At 72.8% G+C, this 2,991-nt stretch carries 2 protein-coding genes; both read left to right on the top strand.

Translation table 11 applies throughout. The features are described 5' to 3' along the window. On the top strand, positions 1-877 hold an 877-nt coding region (locus tag G3I53_RS06565; RefSeq protein ID WP_164438106.1), incomplete at its 5' end, for a metallophosphoesterase. Between the two features lie 322 nt (positions 878-1,199). After that, positions 1,200-2,753 (top strand): ABC transporter substrate-binding protein, encoded by a 1,554-nt coding sequence (locus G3I53_RS06560; RefSeq protein ID WP_164334118.1) that lies wholly within the window; start codon positions 1,200-1,202, stop codon positions 2,751-2,753. The last annotated feature ends 238 nt before the right edge of the window (positions 2,754-2,991 follow it).

The following is a 2,991-nucleotide window of genomic DNA, read 5'->3' as shown; positions in this document are numbered from 1 at the left end:
CGCGGCCGCCCCCGGTGCGTCCGGCGGGTCCTCCGCCGCCCCCGCGACCGGGCCCTCCCGGCGCCTCTTCGTCTCCCGGGTGGTCGCCGGGGCGGCCGCCGCGGCGGCCGTCGGCACCGTCGGGTACGGCACGTACGGGGTGCTGCGCGGCCCGCGGGTCGAGCGGGTCACCGTGCCGCTCGCCAAGCTGCCCCGCGCGGCCCACGGCTACCGCATCGCGGTGGTCAGCGACATCCACCTCGGGCCGGTCCTCGGCCGGGGCTTCGCGCAGAAGGTCGTCGACACCATCAACTCCACCCAGCCCGACCTGATCGCGGTCGTCGGCGACCTGGTGGACGGCAGCGTGAAGGACCTGGGACCGGCCGCGGCCCCCCTCGCCCAGCTCAGGGCCCGCCACGGCTCGTTCTTCGTCACCGGCAACCACGAGTACTTCTCCGGCGCCGAGCAGTGGGTGGAGGAGGTGCGCCGGCTCGGCCTGCACCCCCTGGAGAACGCCCGCACCGAGCTGCCGCACTTCGACCTCGCCGGGGTCAACGACCTGGCCGGCGAGAACGACGGACAGGGCCCCGACTACGCCCGGGCGCTCGGCGACCGGGACCGGGCCCGCGCCTGTGTCCTCCTCGCCCACCAGCCGGTGCAGATCCACGAGGCCGTGGACCACGGCGTCGACCTCCAGCTGTCCGGCCACACCCACGGCGGCCAGCTCTGGCCCGGCAGCCTGCTCGCCGGAGCCGCCAACCCCACCCTCCAGGGCCTGGAGCGCTACGGCGACACCCAGCTCTACGTCAGCAAGGGCGCCGGCGCCTGGGGGCCCCCGACCCGGGTCGGCGCACCGTCCGACATCACGGTGATCGAACTGGCGTCGAAGCGGACCTGAGGTCCGGTCAGCACGTAACCGTCAGCACGTAACCGTCAGCCCGTAACCGTCGGACGTGCCGAGCCGCCGGCGACGGCCGTCCGAACCCGCGGCCCCGCGGCCCTCTGACCAGCGGCCGCTCCGTCGGCGTGCGCAGGCACCGACCCTCTCCGCCCCGCCGTCCCGCCCCGCCGGGAGGCGGCGGTGGCGTGGCGCGTGAGCTGTTTCTCACTGAACCAAACCCCCCTTCCGCCCCGCGAAACCCCTGTGATTAGGTGAACCGGCCACTAAGGGGAGTGGCATATTTAACCGGCCCGTAGTGGGCCAGGGGAGGACAGGACCGATGCGATCGGTTCGTATACGCATTCTCGCGGCGTTGCTGGCAATCGCCGTCGTGGGAGTGGTCGGATGGCAACTGCTGCCGTCGGACGACACGTCGGGTGAGGCCATCAAGGTCGGCACGACGGATTCCATCACGTCACTCGACCCGGCCGGCGCCTACGACGCCGGTTCCTGGGCGCTGTTCAGCAACGTCTACCAGTCGCTGCTGACCGTGGAACCCGGCGGGGCGCAGCCCGTGCCGGACGCGGCGGAGCACTGCGCGTTCGTCGGCACGGACCTGCGGACCTACCGGTGCGAACTGCGGGACGGCCTGGTCTTCCCGAGCGGGCGGGAGATGACGGCCGAGGACGTGAAGTTCTCCTTCGACCGGGTCCGGAAGATCAAGTCCGACGTGGGTCCGGGACCGCTGCTGGACACCCTCGGCTCGGTGCGGGCGGAGGGACGGGTCGTCACCTTCGAACTGACGTCGCCCGACGCGACGTTCCCGTTCAAGGTGGCCACCGGGGCGGGGTCCATCGTCGACTCCCGCACCTACCCGGCGGACGAGCTGCGCACCGGCGGCGCCGACGGCACCGGTCCGTACACGCTGGCCTCCTACGAGAAGGACAAGCTGGCGGTCCTGAAGCCCAACGCCCGTTACAAGGGCGCCGTCAAGGAGAGCGGCCGCCCGGTCGAGCTGCACTACTTCGGCGATCCCGGCGCCCTCGACAACGCCTGGCGCACCCGGAGCATCGACGTCGCCACCCGCCAGCTGCCGCCGGACGTCCTCGCCGACCTCAACCCGAGCGATCCCGGCCAGCGGGTGTCGGAGGCGGACAGCTCCGAGATCCGCAACCTGTACTTCAACATCCGTGCGGGCAAGCCGCTGGAGGACACCCGGGTCCGGCAGGCCCTGGCGTGGCTGATCGACCGCGAGCGGCTCGCCGCCACCGTGTACCAGGGCACCGTCGATCCGCTGTACTCCCTGATCCCGACCGGGATCACCGGCCACACCACGTCGTTCTTCGACACCTACCCGAAGCGGGACGCCGACCGGGCGCGCCGGCTGCTCACCGAGGCCGGGGTGTCCACGCCGGTCCGCTTCACCTACGGGTACGCCGAGGGGCGCGGCGCCGCCGCCGAGGAGGCCAAGGAGCTCAAGCGGCAACTGGAGGCCGGCGGTCTGTTCGAGGTGACCCTCAAGGGTTACGAGTGGACCGACTTCCAGAAGCAGTGGGCGGGCGGCAAGCTGGACGCCTACGCGGTCGGCTGGGTCGCGGACTACCCCGACCCGGACACCTTCGGCGGCCCGCTGGTCGGCACCGGGGGCACCATGAACACCGGTTACAGCAGCAAGGCCGTGGACCGGATGATCAAGGCCAGCCAGCAGCACCAGAACCGGGCCGACGCCGGGGGCGACTTCCGGGACCTCCAGGCGGCCGTGGCCGAGGACGTGCCGGTGCTGCCGCTGTGGCAGGCGAAGGAGTACGTCGTCACCAGCGAGGACATCGGCGGCGGCCAGTACCTGTCGGACGGCACGGGCGTCTTCCGCCTGTGGCGCCTCACCCGGCTCTGACGTCCGCAGACCCCGGTCCGGCCGCCCGTCACCGCACGGACCGGACGGTGCCTGACGAGCCTTAAGGGCAGACGGCTCTGACGGCCCGGAAGGTCTCACCGAACTGGCGGGCCGACGCGCCGGGCGGGGCCGGTCCGGCGGCTGCGCCCGGGAGTCCGGCGGCTGCGCCCGGGATCGGACGGCGACCCGGCCCGTCCGTCGGCCGCCGCTCGTCGGCCATCGCCCGTCAGCCCGTCAG

It is taken from the genome of Streptomyces sp. SID14436, assembly GCF_010548465.1.
In the GTDB taxonomy this organism is placed as follows: Bacteria; Actinomycetota; Actinomycetes; order Streptomycetales; family Streptomycetaceae; genus Streptomyces.
Note: the sequence above shows the minus strand (reverse complement) of the source record. Positions and strands in the feature narration are given on the sequence as shown.

Excerpts from the sequence above, each read along its gene's own strand:
- G3I53_RS06560 (WP_164334118.1), top strand. The coding sequence starts at position 1,200 with ATGCGATCGGTTCGTATACGCATTCTCGCGGCGTTGCTGGCAATCGCC.